Raw genomic sequence first — 19217 nt, forward strand, 5'->3', positions numbered from 1 at the left:
TCATGTTTAAAGCATTGAGGGATTTTTTTGGTAAAATTCAATCTTACAATTTGTTTATCTTAGCGTTCCAACAAACATTCAAACCCACGTTGATGAAAAACAAACTGAAACTAATTGTCGCATTTATCTCTACCGCTATACTGGCATCTTGCAGTTCTTATAACTCAGGATACTCTAACACCGATAAAAACTATAAAGGAGCTATTCCTACCACTAAGGGACAACAGATTATTGATGCCAATGGGCAACCAATGATCTTAAAAGGCACTAATCTTGGTAACTGGTTGGTTCCAGAAGGTTATATGTTTAAGACTGAAAAAGTAGCTTCGCCAAGGCAAATTGACCAGCTATTAAACGAGATGATTGGTCCTGATAATACAATTGCATTCTGGCACAAATTCCTTGACAATTATATTACACATGACGATATTAAATATCTAAAGCGAACAGGATCTAACCATATACGCCTGCCGTTTCATTATAAGATGTTTACTAACGATCTTTATATGGGCAAACGCAATGCGGGTTTCGAATACTTTGACCGTGTAATAGAATGGTGCCGTCAGGAAAATATATATGTGTTGCTTGATATGCATTGTGCGCCGGGAGGCCAGACAGGTGATAATATTGACGACAGTTATGGTTACCCCTGGCTTTACTACAGCGTCACCTCGCAGGATGAAATGAGTGCTATCTGGACATCCATTGCCCAACGTTATAAAGATGACCCTATCATTCTTGGCTATGATGTTTTTAACGAGCCTTTCGCGCATTATTTTACAAAAGAGATACCTGATTATAACCACAGGCTATTTATGATCTATGAGCGTATGGTTAAAGACATTCGCAATGTCGACAAAAAACATACTATCTACCTTAACGGATCGGTTTGGGCGGGAGACTTTGGTGTGTTCGAGCGTATCCTGGATGATAATATTGTTTATGAGTTTCACAAGTACTGGTTTGATATTAATCAGGAATCGGTTCAGAAATATGTCGACTTCCGTGACAAACATAATGTCCCCATTTATATTGGTGAAACCGGAGAGAATACAGATGAGTGGGTAATGGAATTCCGAAAACTGCTGGATAAGAATCAGATCAACTGGGCTTTTTGGCCGTATAAGAAAATGGATAACACCAAAGGCATCATAAACTTTAAGCAACCGGAAGATTACCCACTTATTACTAAATACGCTGAAAGCGACCGCAGCTCTTTCGGGAAGATAAGAGAAAATATGCCTGACAGGTTGAAGGTACAAAAAGCATTAGACCAGTTTTTAGAAAACTCATTGTACAAAAACAATTTTCAGAACAAAGGATATATAGAGGGATTAGGGTTTAGTGTTGAATAAATTTGATTCGGTTATTTGGTGATTCGGTTATTTGTTAGCTATTAATTATACAAATCTACTTATCAAAGTATACTTCCAAAAAGGAGTATCAAACTAGAGATTTTTCAACTCCGCTGCGCTTTCTTAAAACGGCACTCAAGAGCATGTCAAAACAAAAACGCCCCACATTTTCAATGTGGGGCGTTTTACATTTCATGTTCATATTATTGTTCGTACACAACATATTTAACATTGGTAAATACACCGTTTGTAACAACAATATCTTCGGGAGTTACAATCTGATTTTGAAGTTCTCCAATTTTAGAAGATGTAAAATTGAAAGTACCTGAGGCAGTTTTGCTATCTGCATTTGTATTGGTAAGTGTAACGGTACCAAAATCGCATAAGTGCTCCATAAAATTGTTACCGTTTATTTGGTAGCTGTTAGTAAATAACGCATCTCCTCCATTTTCCTGATCAAAATGGTATGCTTTTAATGGCATTGAACCTGTAGTAGCAGTGCTGGAGCATGAAATGGTTATTAACTGTCCGTTAGCTTCTGCGCTGATATCAAAACGTTGCTCGCCATTTACACGGATAAGAGTTGCGCTTTTAACCGTACCCTGCCAGTCCTGACCATTGATTACAGCCGAAATAGTTTGCGCTGCATTATTACCATCATCGTTAGTAGAGTTGCTATCATCATCACTACATGACACTGCAAAGCTCAAAAACAGAGCTATAGCTCCAAATCTTAAAAGTTTTTTCATTTTTGGTTATTGGTTTTAAATTTGGTACAAATACGTAAAAACTTTAACAAAAAACAAATAAAAAACGCCCCAAATGTGGGGCGTTTCCTGTTATAACAAATCTCTTCTATAGTAAGAAAAAATTATTTTACTTCTTCGAAGTCTACATCCTGAACGTTGTCACCTTCAGCTTGCTGACCTGCCTCTGGCTGGCCTTGAGCTGCACCCGCATCACCTTGCTTGTACATTTCTTCAGAAGCATTTTTCCATGCTTCGTTGATTTTGTCAAGTGCCGGTTGAATAGTGTCAACATCTTTAGCTTCATAAGCCATTTTCAGTTGCGTAAGTGCCATTCCGATTGCATCTTTATTACCATCTGATAATTTATCTCCAAATTCTGAAAGTTGTTTTTCAGTTTGAAAGATCATAGCATCAGCTTCGTTTAATTTTTCAACACGCTCTCTTGTAATTTTGTCAGCATCAGCATTAGCTTCAGCTTCTTTACGCATTCTTTCGATTTCTTCCTGAGTTAATCCTGAAGAAGCTTCGATACGGATATCGTGAGATTTACCTGTTCCTTTATCTGTAGCAGATACTTTGATGATACCGTTAGCATCAATATCAAAAGTAACTTCAACCTGAGGAACTCCTCTTTGTGCTGGTGGAATACCATCTAAGTGGAAACGACCGATAGTTTTATTATCTGTAGCCATTGGTCTCTCACCTTGTAAAACGTGGATCTCAACAGAAGGCTGGTTATCAGATGCTGTAGAGAATACCTGCGATTTTTTAGTAGGGATAGTTGTATTAGCTTCAATAAGTTTAGTTAATACACCACCCATAGTTTCGATACCTAAAGAAAGTGGAGTAACGTCAAGAAGCAATACATCTTTAACATCTCCTGAAAGTACACCACCCTGAATAGCAGCTCCAATTGCAACAACCTCATCCGGGTTAACACCTTTAGATGGTTTTTTGCCAAAGAATTTTTCTACTTCTTCCTGGATACGTGGTATACGTGTAGAACCACCTACAAGGATAACCTCATCAATATCAGATGTAGAAAGACCTGCATCTTTTAAAGCTTTAGCTACCGGTTGCATAGAACGCTGTACTAAAGTATCTGCCAATTGCTCAAATTTAGCTCTTGTAAGAGACTTAACTAAGTGTTTTGGTCCAGAAGCAGTAGCTGTAACGTATGGTAGGTTTATTTCTGTTTGTGTAGAAGCAGAAAGCTCAATTTTAGCTTTTTCAGCAGCTTCTTTAAGACGCTGAAGTGCCATTGGGTCTTTACGTAAGTCTACACCTTCTTCACTGTTGAATTCGTTTGCTAACCAGTCAATAATTACCTGGTCAAAGTCATCACCACCAAGGTGAGTATCACCATTTGTAGAAAGAACTTCAAATACACCGTCACCTAGTTCAAGGATAGAGATATCAAAAGTACCACCACCAAGGTCATAAACAGCGATTTTCTGGTCGATACCTTTTTTATCAAGACCGTAAGCAAGTGCAGCAGCAGTAGGCTCGTTGATGATCCTTCTAACTTTAAGACCTGCAATTTCACCAGCCTCTTTAGTAGCCTGACGCTGAGCATCGTTAAAGTAAGCAGGAACGGTAATAACCGCTTCAGTTACAGTTTGCCCAAGATAGTCTTCAGCTGTTTTTTTCATTTTTTGAAGTGTCATAGCAGACAACTCTTGCGGAGTGTAAAGACGACCATCGATATCTACACGTGGCGTATCGTTGTCACCTTTTACAACGCTGTATGGCACATTGCTTGCTTCTTTTGAACTTTCAGTGAATTTGTTACCCATGAAACGTTTTACAGAAGCAATAGTTTTTGTGGGATTGGTCACTGCCTGTCTTTTTGCAGGATCTCCAACTTTGATCTCTCCGCCTTCAACAAATGCAATTACTGACGGGGTTGTTCTTTTTCCTTCAGCATTAGGAATAACTACCGGTTCGTTACCTTCCATTACGGCAACACACGAGTTGGTTGTTCCTAAGTCAATTCCGATTATCTTACTCATTTTTCTCTTGTTTATTATTTTGTTTTTGAATCTTATTATCTAAGTGGACGATTTACATTAGACAATCTTTGTGCCAAGAAATAAAATGACATAAGAATATGACAAGATGACATTTACAAGTCAGAAGCAATTTCCCGCTATTCGCTAAATCTTTGTCAGTTTATCAACTGCCAAAGGATATCGCTACTATCGGGGTTATGCTTTTCGTTTATTCAAAATATTCAAAGGCATCAATAATATCAAGATATACGCCGTCAAATCCCGCCGATGTAATTTTACTTAAATAAGAATCAGAATTTTTATAGATAAGTCCCTGCCAGTCGTCGTTCCAATACTGAACTTTAAAGTTACCGGGCCAGTCAGGATTTTCAGCAGCTATCCAGGCAGGCTTATTATTATTCCATGACGACTGCCAATAATACCTGTAGTCTTCCGCCTCACCAATAGACATATAGCAGATAACTAAACGTTTACCACCATTGGCTTTATTACGTAGCTGATTGATCTCATCAGCAGTAAATGCAACGTCGTTTAAAAAAAGGTCTATTATAACAGCGTCATAATTAGTAGCTGTAACCGCATTTATAAAGGTGGTTTTAGACGCAAAATTCTCAGGATTTATAAGGTATAGGAAATTCTTTGCCAGAGAAAGATTTGTAATAACATTGGCATTTACGTTAATCGGTACTGACGTAGGGATAACGCTCAGGCTTCTTTCGGGTGCAGCATATGACACATAGCCAAATGAAGTATTGGCAGAATAAGAATCTGACATTTTTGATGGCGTAGAACAGTAATCTGTAACTAATACAGTATTGCCTGCATTTTTAGAAACATCCAGAAAACTTTTTATGTAAGAAGTTACGTCTGCCGGTGTTGCATCATTATCGTTGTCGTAGCCATACAACAAATCCTCTTGTCCATTACCATCGATAGCGTCGAGATATGCCAAATGCGGATTTCCACCCTGCTCTCCTGTAGTTGTAACCAACTCAATGCCATTTTGAGGAATAACAATAAAACCCGGTTTCGCAGTTTTCCCTTTTTGGCTTATGCCGATAACAAAATCGCGCATATCCTGCTTAAAATCGCGATCGCCAATAGTACCGCTGTTATTATCTGTACCTGAGTCGCAATTGTCACAAGCTGTAAAAACTGCCAATACTAAAATTAAAATACCATATTTCATAAACTGTCATTTTCCTTATAACCTAAAATAACAGTATTTATTACAAATACAGAAATTAAAACGGGTTTTCAATTATAATATCGACAGCGAGGTAACTGGCATCGGTAGTATGATTTCCGTGTCCGATAAGATCATTCATATAACCCATGTCAAATGTCACAGGAAAGTTATCGGGAGAATAGCAATAGTAAAGACAAAAACGGCTTTCTTTATATTCCGGCTTTCCCCAGCCAGTATTACTATCATTAGCCACAGCAAACAAGGCTTCTGCACTGCCCAAAATACTATTTTCCTTATCGCTATCCAGCGGAAAAAGGATTTGTGTTTTTAATCGGGAACGCAATTGCAGGTCATCGGGTACATTGGCGAAATCTGCAGTATAAAACTTTCTTACCTCCTGGCGCAGCGTGGTTGTCCATTTAGAATTGCCAAGATCTACAGTATACTGCAACCTTCCATACAACCTGAATTCCTGATTTATTGCTGAAGATTGTTGTTCATCGAAACTTTCATCATATTGGTTTTGTCTACGATAGCTCAGTGCTCCTGTGTACGTCCAGTTAGGATTAAGCTTGTGATAAAACTCCTGATTAACAACAAATATAGACGGCAGGCTAAACGGGTTACTTTCGCCCCTGCCGCTTATACGCCCCATTCCGACATAAGTTGTAGAACTGTTTTTTTCATCAAGCTTTTGCTTTACCCCTACTGCCGACCAAAATGCTGTATTTGTTGATCCTAATCCCGGAGGGCTTATCTGCGCAATAGCTGTAACAGAAAAAATCAGTGAAATATATAGCGTTAATAAAAGGGCTCTCATAGTCATAGTATTTAAAGTATACCACAAAGATGAGAACTGAATCTGTAAAGATTTAGGAACTTTAAATTTTTACACAAAGTTTAAGATATTCAAATTAGTTCACCAGAAACAATGCATTACTAAAAAGGAGGTTACCATTCTCCCAGAATCCTCTGAATAAAGGATTATCTACCATATAGATTATTGAGCCTTTCCCCTTTTGTTCTACAGCAAAAGTCACTGTATTTTCAAGTTTCTTTTTAAGGCTTTTACCAATAAACCCGAAGTTCTTATACCCTGTTGGTACATAAGCAACATTCCAGGCACTTTTAAGTAATTGGTAACGGCTCTCAGACGTTTTAAGGCTAAAATATTTATCTCCCAAACCATACGATAGCGGATGGCTTTTATCAAGTACATTCTCGACAATCGCTCCCGGTACCGAACCCGAAATGGCACGGCGCTCTGCATTTTGATAATCGTAAAACCTTGACTTGAGTTCTTCTTCATCGCGTTCCGAATTTTCAAGGTCTTTTGCATATGTACTTGCAAATTTGGTAAGGCTATACCCTGCCCTGTCTTCAAAAAGATTTAACGCATTAGCAATAGCTATTACTTTGCCGCCATTTATAACAAAATCATCAATTTGTTTCCTTTGGCTTTCCGGCAGGTCATACCATCCGTCTGCCAGTATAAGTGTATTAAAGTCAGACATTGTCACTCTTCCCAGTTTATCCGCATCTACAATACTTACCGGATAATTAATAATCTCATCCATATAAAACCAGGCCTGCCCAAAATCGGTAGCGCTCACATTATCACCCGAAAGCAACAATACTTTTGGCACTTCAAGCAATGGATAATTCTCACCACCCAAATCACCTCCCGCTAAAGAGAATCCACTTTCTATAACTTCATAGTCGGGCTTCTTTTCAAGAAGGGTTTCCATGATATATTTAAAGTCGTTAAGCTGTGCATTGTCTCCTTTAAGTATAACCAAGTCACCCGGGCTTACTTTTATCCCCCTAAATGCTGAGGCCTTGTGCGACGAGCGTACTTTTATCCCGCTTTTTAAAAGAAGGCTTAGCGTTCTTGCCGAACCTCTTCCGTTCCAGGGCACATAATAGGCATAAATTCGCTCGTACTCAAATTTACCTTTTCGTGAAATTTCCTTTTTTGTATCTATAGAAAGATTTCCTTTTAAAGCATAGCTATCTACACCGTAAGCGTGCGGAAGTGCCCATGCCGTAATGTCGTAAGACAGGCTATCGGTAAGTCGCTGTGCAGGCTCAAACAAAACCTGGGTTAATATTGCCTTTGGCTGATCTGCCCTAACGATAAGGTCGTTTGGTTCTATTGTAAAATCTTTATCCTTATCACTTTGGTAATGGTAACCTGATGTTTTTTTAGATTCGGCAGCAAAGGAATACTGAATTTTATTACGCTCCAGTAACCTTGTCAGCTGTTCTGTCTTACCCGAGTTCTTGACCACATAGGTTTTATATTTACCTTTAAGATCCTGCCTGCTATCCTTAAAATAAGCCCTGAAATCTTTAACAAGTTTATCTTTCTTCCACGAAGATGTTTCAACTGCCGTAAGAACTGCCGCTGTGTGATGGTCTATTCTGTCCTGAAGCGTTAGCACATTACCATTATTTAAAGTAACAGCACGCCCTGCTCCAATACCTCCCTGTTCATAGGTCATACCAATAGCACCGTTAAAACTTGGGTACGTATCGCCATAGCTTGGATAGAACAAATCAAAACGTTCGCGGGTGTAATAGTTCCAGCCTTTTGTATCAAACTTTTTGGCTGTCATATCGCCAATGGTATAATGGAAATCACGCTGTGCCTGAGTTATAAAATCGTGCATTGGTTCGGCAGCAGGCGGAAAGAAATAAGGCTCATTAAAACCCATCTCATGAACATCTACATGCACCATAGGCATCCACTCATTATAAAGAGCTACACGTTGTTGGGTTTCAATCTGTGTCTGCCACGCCCAGTCACGATTAAGGTCGTATGCATAGTGGTTTTGTCTTCCCCCTGGCCACGGTTCCATATGCTCACGGTCGTAAAGGCCGGGGTGTGTATTTTTTCCTGATATATCCCTAAGCCAGTTACCATAACGCGAAAATCCGTCAGGATTAAGACACGGGTCTACTATTACTATTGTATTCTGAAGCCATTCTTTCGTGTTTTTGTTTTCAGGATTAATCAGCTCATAAGCAACAGACATTGCACTTTCTGTAGCCCCTGGTTCGTTACCATGCACATTAAAGCTTAGCCAAACTATAGCTTTATCGTTAACTGATGCCGGTTTAGCATCGCTCATCCCAATCTGGTTGAGATTCGTGAGCCGTATGTTTTCGAGTTCCCTTAAATTTTCGGGGGTGGATATATAAAACACATTCAAATTCCTTTCCTGGGTTGTCTGTCCGTAAGGCTTTTGCTTTATATAGTCCGAATTCTGTGTAAGGTGTGCAAAATATCCTTCTACCTGATGGTAGTAACTAACCGTTTTACCATAATTGGGCAAAAACTCATCGGGACTTTTTAACTGGGCATTTACAGAGATACTAAATAATAATGCTATAGCGAAGAAAACGTGTTTCATGAAAATAATATTTCGAATTTCAAATGTAGGAATTTTATTTGTTGTAAAATTTTTAGCCCTTATATTTGAAATATAAATAGCATTATCCTGAATAGTATGGAATGGCAAAATGACTTAACTACTTTATTGAACATTAAATATCCTATTGTCCAGGCACCCATGCTAGGTGTAACCTCACCCGAAATGGTTGCTGCAATCTCTAATAGCGGAGGCTTAGGCTCGTTACCCGTTGGCGGCCTTTCACCTGAAAAAACACTGGAACTGATACAAAAAACAAAAGCTCTTACATCAAATCCTTTTGCTGTTAATCTCTTTGCGCACCACATTAGTGCTGTAGACCATAACCAAGCTAATAATATGCTCGATTTTCTGGAGCAATTGGGTAAAGATAATGGCGTATCATTTGAACGGCCCGATCCTTCATCTTTCCGGTTTTATTCTTATAAAGAACAGATCGATATTTTAATTAATGAAAACATACCTATTGTAAGCTTTACATTCGGAGTACCAGCCGATGAAATAATTACACGGCTTAAACAAAATGGTACAATACTAATTGGTACAGCAACTTGTGTAGAAGAAGCACTTATCCTGAAACAAAAAAATATCGATGCTATTACCGCTCAGGGAATTGAGGCAGGCGGGCATCGCGGCAGTTTTATAACAGGGTCATTACCCAATGTTGGAGTAATGGCGCTTGTTCCGCAGATTGTAGCAAAAACAGGTTTGCCAGTATTGGCTTCCGGAGCTATAAACGATGGTAAAACTATTTCAGCTGCTTTTGATTTAGGAGCATCAGCGGTTCAGATAGGGACTGCATTTATTGCAAGTAACGAAAGCCTCGCCATACCATCTTATAAAAAGGCTGTCAGAGATTATTCTGACACTGACACAACGCTCACAAAGAGTTTTTCGGGTCGGTGGGCACGCGGCATTAGGAATACCTTCATGGAAGAAATGGAAAAATCAGGTCCCCTTATCCCGGACTACCCTATACAGAATAGTTTAACGGGCGCTTTTAGGACATCGGCACAAAAAAACGACAATAACCAAATGACAAATATGTGGGCAGGACAATCTGCTCCAAAAATTAAACGTAACATGTCTGCAGAAATTTTTAAAGAGATGATTGCCCAGACAGAACAATTACTACAATAAGATGTGAAAATCACCTTAAATAGTAACCCGATTTTTGTTCTGTAATCATTATCTTTGCATGCTTTTAAAATAAACTACAATGCGTATATCCTATAACTGGTTAAAACAATTTATAAAATTAGACTGGAAATCTGAAGAAACAGCTGCCCTACTTACCGATCTTGGCCTTGAGGTTGAGGGCGTAGATAAGTTTGAGTCGCTTAAGGGCGGCCTTGAAGGCGTAGTGGTGGGTCACGTGCTTACCTGTATTCAGCACCCTAATGCAGACAGGCTAAGGATTACTACTGTAGACCTGGGAGACGGTACACCTCTACAAATTGTATGCGGGGCACCAAACGTTGCTGCCGGACAGAAAGTACCAGTAGCGACTATTGGCACTACCCTGTACGACAAAGATGGTAACGCTTTCCAGATTAAAAAAGGAAAAATAAGAGGCGAAGAAAGCCACGGTATGATATGTGCGGAAGATGAGCTTGGCCTTGGCCAGGGGCATGACGGCATACTTGTTCTTGCTGAAGATCTTAAACCTGGTACTCCTGCTTCTAAAATATTCAACATAGAAAGCGACGAAGTTTTCGAAATTGGCCTTACGCCAAACCGCGCCGACGCTATGAGCCATTGGGGTGTTGCCCGTGACCTTCGCGCAGGACTTACCCAGAAAAATGTAAATACAGAACTTATAACGCCATCGGTTAGTAACTTCAGGGTAGACAAACGTACCCTTAAGATGGATGTTAAAGTTGAAGATAATAAACTTGCGCCAAGATACTGCGGTGTTACCATTTCGGGCATCACTGTAAAACCATCTCCCGCATGGCTACAAAACAGGCTTAAGTCAATTGGGCTTGCGCCGAAAAACAACATTATAGACGTTACCAATTATGTGCTTCACGAACTTGGCCAGCCTTTACATGCTTTTGACGCTGCCAAAATAAAAGGCAATAAGGTTATTGTAAAAACGGTAGCAGCAGGCACAAAATTTACAACACTTGATGATGTTGAAAGAACACTGCACGAAGAAGACCTTATGATTTGCGACGAAACAGGCCCAATGTGTATTGCAGGTGTGTTTGGCGGAAAAAATTCTGGAGTTACAGAGCAAACATCAACAATATTCCTTGAAAGCGCTTACTTTAATCCGGTTTCTATTCGTAAAACCGCAAAACGCCACGGACTTAGTACTGATGCGTCTTTCCGTTTTGAAAGAGGCATCGACCCTACTGTTGCTGAATATGCACTTAAAAGAGCTGCGTTACTGATTCAGGAAACAGCAGGTGGTGAAATTACTTCCGACATTATTGACATCTACCCTAAAAAGATAGAAGACAATTCGGTAGTGGTTAACTTTAGTAATGTTACCCGCGTTATCGGACAGGAGCTTTCTAAAGAAACAATTAAAAAAATACTGGTATCATTAGATATTAAGATAAACAACATGTCTGACGCAGGTCTAGGGCTTGTAGTACCTGCTTACCGCGTAGACGTTACAAGAGAGATTGACGTTATAGAAGAAATCCTTAGGGTATACGGATATAACAACATTTCGTTTACTCAAAAACTGAACGCTTCAATATCTAACTCCGCACGTAATGAAGATTATAAACTTCAAAATATTATAGGTGCGCAGATGGTTTCGCTTGGCTTTAACGAAATGATGGCCAACTCACTTACCACTCCCGATTATGTAAAACTTTCTGAGAACCTTAAAGAAGAGTTCAACGTGATGATGCTTAATCCGCTAAGCAGCGATTTATCTGCTATGAGGCAGTCATTGTTATTCAGTGCACTTGAAGCAGTATCGTTTAACGTTAACCGAAGAAGAGCCGATCTTAAATTGTTTGAATTTGGTAAAAGCTATCACAAGCTGCCTTCTGGTTACGACGAAAACAAACACTTAACATTTACTGTTACAGGAAGCCGCCTTAACGAAAGTTGGTCGTACGCACAAAAGCCTACAGACTTCTTTATGTTTAAAGGATACGTAAGCCTTGCGCTTACACGATTAGGCATTTCCAAGATACAGACTCAGCCGATAGCTAATGATGTATTTGCAGAAGGCATCGCCCTTGCTGTTGGCAGTGAGACCATAGTTGAATTCGGTACCATTAAAAAAGGCATCCTGAAACATTTTGATATCAAACAGGAAGTTTTCTTTGCCGATTTTAACTGGGGTACTATTATTAAACTAGTGACCGGAAAAATTAAATACACAGAGATATCTAAATTCCCTGAAGTACGAAGAGACTTAGCGCTACTTGTCGATCAGGGAGTTTCTTTTGAGAAGATACACACTGTTGCAAAGCAATCTGAAAAGTCTTTACTTAAAGATATAAGCCTGTTTGACGTTTACGAAGGGAATAACCTTCCCGAAGGTAAAAAGTCGTACGCAGTAAGCTTTATGCTTCAGGACAGCACTAAAACACTTACTGATGAACAGATCGATAAGATCATGAACAAAATAAGACAGAACCTGGAAAAAGAAACAGGTGCACAACTTAGATAGGTTTAAACATACAGCAATAAAAAATGCCCTCGCTAAGCGAGGGCATTTTATTTATATCAAACACTACGAATTAAGCTTTAATCTTAGCTTTCATAGCTTTATATTCTGTTTGTCTGTCAAGAGCCTGGTAAACACTTGCAAGTGTAGATATCACATACTGGTTATCAGGTGCATCTTTATATGCTTTTTCAAGGTATGGAAGTGACTTTAAGTAAAGGTCATCCCTTTGCTTTTTAAGCGCATCATAACGCTGGTTATCCTTAGCAGTTGTACCGGTGATTTTATTCATCTGGTCAACAATCTTCTGCTCATCTTTAAGCATTAAGATTCCAAGGTTAATATTAGCATTTACATATTTAGGATTAATTTCTAAAGCTTTTGTATAATACTTAACTGCTTCTGCCGGATCTGCATCAGACGTTACTACACCAAGGTTATAGAACAAATCTGCATCATTCGGGCTTTTCTGAACCGCCTCTGTAATAAGCTGCTTGTACTTATCCATGTTCTTAGTTTTAAGATACATGTCAGCTTCAGCAATTATAAGGTTTACGTCATTAGGGTTAGCTTTTCTTGCATCGCCCATAGCGGCAATAGCTTTTTCAGTTTCACCTTTTTGATTATAAATAAGCGCAATGTTTTTAACTATCTCTCCTTTAACAGAAGGCGTTTTTTCATCTTGCGGCTGTATATACTGACCTGATTTTACAGCGATATCCCTTGTACTTTTATTAGGGAAACCTTCTACAACGCCGGTAGCTTTATTTTTTGCAGTAAAAGCTGTTCCTTCACCTGTGAAGCCTGTTTTATTAAGCTCAAGATAATAATTAAGTGCATTATCCCAATCCTGACCATTAACAGCCATAGCAGCAGCATTATAAAGTACAGCGTGATCTTTAGGATCTACTTTGTATGCCGCAGCAAATGCCATACCGGCTTCCTTGTACATTTTCTTTTCAGCAAGCTGTTGAGCCATTGTCTGCGCTGCAGTTTTCATCTCAGGAAGAATATCTTTCTGAATTTCTTCAGTATATTTTTTCTTTCCTGTTTTTTCAATTTCAATAACTTTATTAAAACTTTCTAAAGATTTAGAAAAATTAACAGCTGCTGTAGCAGGATTTGTCATCATTTCTACCATCGCATAATTTCCTCTATAGAAGTTATATTCTGCCTGTTGTTCCGCTGTAGCAGCCCCCATTTTAGGTTCAACCTCAGTCAGAAGCCTTTTAAATTCTGTTAGATCAGCTGCAGTAGGCGGCGTTTTCTTGTCATCAAGTTTTTTCAACGCCTTAAGCTCTTCTTTTTGTGCATAAGCACCTATGGAAAGCAGTAAAGACGCAGCAATTGCATATTTAATTTTCATAGTTATTATTTTAATTATTCTTCTGTTTGTTCTTCTTCAGTATTATCAGCTGCGGGGGCTTCATCATCAGTAATATCAAGATTAACTGCCGAAGGATCAATTACGCCTTCTTCGATTAATTCCTCTATACCTTCCTCAATCGCATCTTCTTCACGAACTACTTTAGTTACAGCAGCAATAGAGTCATTACCCTTAATATTAATAAGACGTACACCCTGTGTAGCACGGCCCATAACCCTAAGGTCAGACACCATCATACGTATAGTAAGTCCCGATTTGTTAATAATCATAAGGTCATCTGCATCGGTAACACCATTAATAGATACAAGCTTACCTGTTTTATCAGTAATGTTCAGCGTCTTAACCCCTTTACCACCACGGTTAGTAATTCTGTAATCATCAAGGCTTGAACGCTTACCATATCCGTTTTCTGACACTACAAGTATTTCACTATTCATATCATTTACAGAAACCATACCAATTACTTCATCTGTATCATCAGCAAGGGTAATACCACGCACACCCGAAGCACTTCTACCCATTGGTCGGGTCTTACCTTCTTCAAAACGAACAAGCTTACCAGACTTCACAGCAATAAGCACCTGGCTTTCGCCTGTAGTTAGTTTAGCCTCTAATAACTCATCATCTTCCCTAATGGTAATGGCAGCAATACCATTAAGCCTTGGACGCGAATATTGCTCAAGCAACGTTTTCTTAACTATACCTTTTTTAGTAGCCATAATTACATAATGACTATTTGTATATTCCTGGTTCTTAAGATCCTGAGTACAGATAAATGCTTTTACCTTATCGTCATTCTCTATATTGATAAGGTTTTGTATTGCACGGCCTTTACTTGTTTTGTTTCCTTCAGGAATTTCATAAACACGCATCCAGAAACATTTACCTTTTTGGGTGAAGAATAACATATAGTTATGGTTTGTAGCTACAAACAAATGCTCAAGATAATCCTGATCACGTGTTGCCACACCTTTTTGTCCAACTCCTCCCCTGTTTTGTGTTTTGTATTCGCTAAGCGGCGTACGCTTAATATAACCTGCGTGAGAAATGGTAATAACAACATTTTCATCCGCAATAAGGTCTTCTATACTTACATCGCCACCTGCATATTCAATTTGAGAACGACGGTCATCACCGTATTTATCCCTTATCTCTATAAGCTCTTCTTTAATAAGCTGCATTCTTAGCTCTTTGCTTTCTAAAAGGGCTTTTAATTCACCTATTAATTTCATGATCTCTTCATATTCAGCACGAAGTTTATCCTGCTCCAGTCCTGTAAGCTGCCTTAAACGCATCTCTACGATTGCACGGGCCTGGATTTCAGAAAGCTTAAAGCGCTCAATTAATTTGCCCCTTGCCTCTTCACCGTCTTTAGATCCACGGATAAGCGCAATAACCTCATCAATATTATCAGACGCAATAATTAAACCTTCTAATATGTGCGCACGCTCTTCTGCCTTACGAAGTTCATATTTTGTCCTTCTCACAACAACATCGTGCCTGTGCTCTACGAAATAGTGAATAAGGTCTTTCAGGTTAAGCATTTGTGGCCTACCATCTACAAGTGCAATGTTATTTACACTGAAAGATGACTGAAGCTGTGTATACTTATATAATGTGTTAAGTACCACATTAGGCACAGCATCACGTTTAAGTATATATACTATACGCATACCATTTCTATCCGATTCGTCACGGATATTGGCAATGCCTTCTATTTTCTTTTCGTTTACAAGGTCAGCTGTTTTCTTGATCATGTCAGCCTTGTTCACCTGGTAAGGGATTTCGGTTACAATGATACATTCCCTGCCATCAATTTCTTCAAAATTGGTCTTAGCACGGATAACAACACGTCCACGACCGGTTTTAAACGCCTCGCGAACACCTTCGTAACCATATATAATACCGCCGGTAGGAAAATCGGGTGCCTTAACATACGTTATAAGCTCGTCAATTTCAATTTCCGTATTATCTATATAAGCTAAAGTACCGTCTATAACCTCGGTAAGATTATGCGGCGCCATATTTGTAGCCATACCAACTGCAATACCCGAAGCACCATTTATCAAAAGATTTGGTACCCTTGTAGGCATTACTGTAGGCTCATGTAAAGTATCATCAAAGTTAAGCTGGAAGTCTACTGTTTCTTTATCAAGGTCTGCCATAATATCTTCAGATATTTTACGCATCCTTGCTTCTGTATAACGCATTGCTGCAGGGCTGTCGCCATCTACCGAACCAAAGTTACCCTGCCCGTCTACCAACAGGTAACGAAGGCTCCATTCCTGTGCCATACGTACCATGGCATCGTATACCGAAGTATCACCGTGCGGGTGGTATTTACCTAATACCTCACCTACAATCCTTGCCGATTTTTTATGCGCCCTATTGGAAAGAACGCCAAGTTCGTACATTCCGTAAAGTACTCTTCGGTGTACGGGTTTCAAGCCATCTCTAACATCAGGAAGCGCCCTCGATACAATTACCGACATCGAATAATCGATGTATGCCGATTTCATTTGGTCTTCGATGTTAATAGGAATTAACTTTTCTCCTTCAGACATAAGTAGTTATATTAAAAAATTATAGTTATTACAAAACGTGCCAATATACGTATTTTTATTAGGATTTTAAGGCTTTAAATCTAATAATTTAAACACTTTATTAACACCGTAAACATCAGCAATAGTTGATAAACTATTATTAAATCGCTTTTATTTTCGGCTTTTTTTTCGTCACTTAGCATGACATACAATTTACAGCACTGTCATGCACCTTTAATTAGGTATGGTTTTTGTAAAATCTTATGTAAATAGTTAAATTTACACTATCAAATATAACATTATGGATGATAATTTTTCACCAAGAGTTAAAGATGTGATTACCTACAGTAAAGAGGAAGCTCTTCGCCTGGGTCACGACTTTATTGGTACAGAGCATTTAATGTTAGGAATTTTGAGAGACGGAAATGGTAAAGCTATTTCCATTTTAAACAACATTTCTGTCGACCTGGATCATTTACGCAGAAAAGTAGAGATATTAAGCCCCGCTAATCCTAGTGCCGAACGCAATAATGAGAAGAAAAACCTCCACTTAACGCGCCAGGCAGAACGTGCACTGAGGACCACATTCCTTGAGGCAAAGGTTTTCCAGAGCACCTCTATAAGCACAGCTCATTTACTGTTGTGTATATTACGCAATGAAAATGACCCTACTACAAAATTGCTTAACAAACTAAAAATTGATTACGAAACCGTTAAAGAACAATTTATCAGTATGACATCAAACGAAGAAGAATACCTAGAAAACCTTCCAAAAGCAGAGTCATATAATGACGATGCAGGACAAGATGACAGTATGCGAGAAAGCAACTTCAACAATCCTTCTTCCGGTGCCAAAACCAACAAAAAATCAAAAACCCCGGTTCTTGATAATTTTGGGCGTGATTTGACCGAACTTGCCGAAGAAGGCAAACTGGACCCGGTTGTGGGCCGTGAAAAGGAAATTGAACGTGTTTCGCAGATATTAAGCAGAAGAAAGAAAAACAACCCACTACTTATTGGTGAGCCGGGTGTGGGTAAATCGGCAATTGCCGAAGGACTTGCATTACGTATCATTCAAAAGAAAGTATCACGTATACTTTTCAACAAACGCGTAGTAACATTAGACCTTGCAAGCTTAGTTGCAGGAACTAAATACCGCGGACAGTTTGAAGAGCGTATGAAAGCGGTTATGAACGAGCTTGAAAAGAATGACGATATTATTCTTTTTATTGACGAGATACATACTATTGTTGGTGCAGGTGGTGCAACAGGATCGCTTGATGCCAGCAACATGTTTAAACCTGCTTTAGCAAGGGGCGAAATCCAATGTATTGGTGCCACTACCCTTGATGAGTACAGACAATATATTGAAAAAGACGGAGCATTAGAGCGTCGTTTCCAGAAAGTTATAGTAGAACCTACAACTGTAGAAGAAACTATTACTATTCTTAACAACATCAAGAATAAATACGAAGATCACCATAATGTAATCTATACACCGGAAGCTATTGAGGCTTGTGTTAAGCTTACAAACAGATACATGAGCGAGCGTTTCCTTCCGGACAAAGCTATTGATGCTTTAGATGAGGCAGGATCACGCGTTCACATTACAAACATCGATGTTCCGAAACAAATCCTTGATCTTGAAAGACAGCTTGAAGAGGTTCGCGAACTTAAAAATTCTGTTGTTAAGAAACAGAAATATGAGGAAGCTGCTAAACTTCGTGATGACGAGAAACGCATTGAGAAAGACCTTGCCATAGCTCAGGAGCAGTGGGAAGAAGATTCTAAAAACAACCGCGTTACCGTTACTGAAGATAATGTTGCCGATGTAGTATCTATGATGACAGGTATTCCTGTAAACCGTATTGCACAAACTGAAAGCAACAAACTGGCTAAATTGCCGGAACTTATTAAAGGTAAAGTTATAGGACAGGATGAAGCAGTTCAGAAAATTGCTAAGTCTATCCAGCGTAACCGTGCAGGTCTGAAAGACCCCAACAAACCAATTGGATCTTTTGTTTTCCTTGGGCAGACAGGTGTTGGTAAAACCCAGCTTGCTAAAGTAATTGCTAAAGAACTTTTTGATAGCGAAGATGCCCTAGTACGTATCGACATGAGCGAGTACATGGAGAAATTTGCTATATCAAGGCTTGTAGGAGCGCCTCCGGGATATGTAGGATATGAAGAAGGCGGACAGCTTACTGAGAAAGTAAGAAGAAAACCTTATTGTGTTGTACTTCTTGATGAGATTGAAAAGGCCCATCCGGATGTATTTAATATGTTGCTTCAGGTTCTTGATGATGGGTACTTAACAGATAGTTTAGGACGCAAGATCGACTTTAAAAACACTATTATTGTAATGACATCTAACGTTGGTGCACGCCAGCTTAAAGATTTCGGACAAGGTGTTGGTTTTGGTACTGCTGCTAAAAAAGCACAGGCCGACGAACACACGAAAGGCGTTATTGAAGCGGCACTTAAGAAAACTTTTGCTCCGGAGTTCATTAACAGGATCGATGATATTATCGTGTTCAACGCTCTTGAAAAAGAAGACATTGACAAGATCATCACTATCGAGCTTGAAAAACTATATTCAAGAATTAAAGATCTTGGATACAGCATAGCATTATCTGACAAAGCAAAAGATTTTATTGCCGAGAAAGGTTTCGACAAACAGTATGGTGCAAGGCCGCTTAAAAGAGCTATACAGAAATATGTAGAAGATACTCTTGCAGAAGAGATCATCACTTCTAAAATATCAAATGGCGATGAGATTTTCATGGATCTTGATGATAACGGAACAGAACTAGCCGTTACTATTAAGAAAGCAGAAAATCCTGCAAGCTAATACCGATTGAGACTGGTAATTATACTATCCCCAAAGGTTTTAAACCTTTGGGGATTT

Annotated in this window: 11 protein-coding genes; 4 read left to right on the top strand and 7 right to left on the bottom strand. The window is 39.1% G+C overall.

Going from position 1 to position 19217, the window contains the following annotated elements:
- Positions 1-92: 92 nt before the first annotated feature.
- Positions 93-1355, top strand: coding sequence for a glycosyl hydrolase family 5 (locus ALW18_03685; GenBank protein ID AOE51692.1), 1263 nt, complete (start codon positions 93-95; stop codon positions 1353-1355).
- Positions 1356-1558: 203 nt separating this feature from the next.
- Here the strand turns inward: ALW18_03685 and ALW18_03690 are convergent, their stop codons facing one another.
- The 5 genes from ALW18_03690 to ALW18_03710 all read right to left on the bottom strand — a co-directional run bounded on the left by ALW18_03690 (position 1559) and on the right by ALW18_03710 (position 8721).
- A complete protein-coding gene (locus ALW18_03690) occupies positions 1559-2104 on the bottom strand; it encodes a hypothetical protein (protein ID AOE51693.1) in 546 nt (181 codons plus the stop codon).
- A 122-nt stretch (positions 2105-2226) separates the two neighbouring features.
- Positions 2227-4116: a molecular chaperone DnaK gene (locus tag ALW18_03695; protein ID AOE51694.1), complete on the bottom strand. Its 1890-nt coding sequence runs from the start codon at positions 4114-4116 to the stop codon at positions 2227-2229.
- Between the two features lie 208 nt (positions 4117-4324).
- Entirely contained in the window at positions 4325-5305 is a 981-nt protein-coding gene (locus ALW18_03700) for a hypothetical protein (GenBank protein ID AOE51695.1), read from the bottom strand.
- A 55-nt stretch (positions 5306-5360) separates the two neighbouring features.
- Positions 5361-6125, bottom strand: coding sequence for a hypothetical protein (locus ALW18_03705; GenBank protein ID AOE51696.1), 765 nt, complete (start codon positions 6123-6125; stop codon positions 5361-5363).
- A 94-nt stretch (positions 6126-6219) separates the two neighbouring features.
- On the bottom strand, positions 6220-8721 hold the full coding sequence (locus ALW18_03710) for a hypothetical protein (protein AOE54298.1): 2502 nt from the start codon (positions 8719-8721) through the stop codon (positions 6220-6222).
- A gap of 96 nt (positions 8722-8817) precedes the next feature.
- Here ALW18_03710 and ALW18_03715 point away from each other — a divergent pair, with 96 nt between their 5' ends.
- Positions 8818-9879, top strand: coding sequence for a hypothetical protein (locus ALW18_03715; GenBank protein ID AOE51697.1), 1062 nt, complete (start codon positions 8818-8820; stop codon positions 9877-9879).
- Between the two features lie 79 nt (positions 9880-9958).
- Positions 9959-12382 (top strand): phenylalanyl-tRNA synthetase subunit beta, encoded by a 2424-nt coding sequence (locus tag ALW18_03720; GenBank protein AOE51698.1) that lies wholly within the window; start codon positions 9959-9961, stop codon positions 12380-12382.
- Positions 12383-12452: 70 nt separating this feature from the next.
- Here ALW18_03720 and ALW18_03725 read toward each other — a convergent pair whose 3' ends face one another.
- Together ALW18_03725 and ALW18_03730 are read right to left on the bottom strand one after the other, a co-directional pair.
- The gene (locus ALW18_03725; GenBank protein ID AOE51699.1) at positions 12453-13745 is read right to left on the bottom strand and encodes a hypothetical protein; all 1293 of its coding nucleotides are present in this window, start codon (positions 13743-13745) and stop codon (positions 12453-12455) included.
- Between the two features lie 14 nt (positions 13746-13759).
- Positions 13760-16330, bottom strand: a complete 2571-nt coding sequence (locus ALW18_03730; protein AOE51700.1) for a DNA gyrase subunit A — start codon at positions 16328-16330, stop codon at positions 13760-13762.
- A gap of 280 nt (positions 16331-16610) precedes the next feature.
- Between ALW18_03730 and ALW18_03735 the strand changes: the two genes are divergently transcribed.
- Positions 16611-19160 (top strand): Clp protease ClpC, encoded by a 2550-nt coding sequence (locus ALW18_03735; protein AOE51701.1) that lies wholly within the window; start codon positions 16611-16613, stop codon positions 19158-19160.
- Positions 19161-19217: the final 57 nt, after the last annotated feature.

Source organism: Flavobacterium psychrophilum, assembly GCA_001708385.1.
GTDB lineage: Bacteria > Bacteroidota > Bacteroidia > Flavobacteriales > Flavobacteriaceae > Flavobacterium > Flavobacterium psychrophilum_A.

Bases quoted from the DNA above. Each gene is read 5' to 3' on its own strand.
- ALW18_03685 (AOE51692.1), top strand. From the start codon at position 93: ATGAAAAACAAACTGAAACTAATTGTCGCATTTATCTCTACCGCTATA.
- ALW18_03690 (AOE51693.1), bottom strand. From the start codon at position 2,104: ATGAAAAAACTTTTAAGATTTGGAGCTATAGCTCTGTTTTTGAGCTTT.
- ALW18_03695 (AOE51694.1), bottom strand. From the start codon at position 4,116: ATGAGTAAGATAATCGGAATTGACTTAGGAACAACCAACTCGTGTGTT.
- ALW18_03700 (AOE51695.1), bottom strand. From the start codon at position 5,305: ATGAAATATGGTATTTTAATTTTAGTATTGGCAGTTTTTACAGCTTGT.
- ALW18_03705 (AOE51696.1), bottom strand. From the start codon at position 6,125: ATGAGAGCCCTTTTATTAACGCTATATATTTCACTGATTTTTTCTGTT.
- ALW18_03710 (AOE54298.1), bottom strand. From the start codon at position 8,721: ATGAAACACGTTTTCTTCGCTATAGCATTATTATTTAGTATCTCTGTA.
- ALW18_03715 (AOE51697.1), top strand. From the start codon at position 8,818: ATGGAATGGCAAAATGACTTAACTACTTTATTGAACATTAAATATCCT.
- ALW18_03720 (AOE51698.1), top strand. From the start codon at position 9,959: ATGCGTATATCCTATAACTGGTTAAAACAATTTATAAAATTAGACTGG.
- ALW18_03725 (AOE51699.1), bottom strand. From the start codon at position 13,745: ATGAAAATTAAATATGCAATTGCTGCGTCTTTACTGCTTTCCATAGGT.
- ALW18_03730 (AOE51700.1), bottom strand. From the start codon at position 16,330: ATGTCTGAAGGAGAAAAGTTAATTCCTATTAACATCGAAGACCAAATG.
- ALW18_03735 (AOE51701.1), top strand. From the start codon at position 16,611: ATGGATGATAATTTTTCACCAAGAGTTAAAGATGTGATTACCTACAGT.